Raw genomic sequence first — 385 nt, forward strand, 5'->3', positions numbered from 1 at the left:
GAGGCTGTCGCCGAGTGCCGAAAGTTCAGCCCCCAGGCCGTAAAAAGACTGGCCGACAACCGCCTCGATCAACTCGGCCGGCGAGCGGAACTTGCGCGATCCATTCTCGATCGCCTTGCGGATGTTGTCGACCGACTGCAGCGGTTGCTTGCGGGCGCCGACCAGCATCGTGTCGTTGAGCGCGAAGCGGAAATGGCCAAGCCCGCCCGCTTCCGCCGAATAGTCATGGCGCAGGTCCGGCAGATCGCCATAGAGCCAGTCGTCCTCGAGGTCGATGTGGCAGCCATGGCTGGCGGACAGGAAAGCTTCGCGCACCGGTGCCGGCAAAGCCTGATCGGCGCCGATCTCATGGCGGGCCCGCATGTCGGAAAGCTGGTAGCTGCGC

General features: G+C 64.9%; 1 protein-coding gene. It reads right to left on the minus strand.

The genetic code is table 11. The annotated features are described in order from the left end of the window. A partial coding sequence (locus EN939_RS37810; RefSeq protein WP_335930829.1) for a CorA family divalent cation transporter occupies positions 1-385 on the minus strand: 385 nt, incomplete at both ends.

Source organism: Mesorhizobium sp. M7A.F.Ca.CA.002.05.1.1 (assembly GCF_003998335.1).
Lineage (GTDB): Bacteria > Pseudomonadota > Alphaproteobacteria > Rhizobiales > Rhizobiaceae > Mesorhizobium.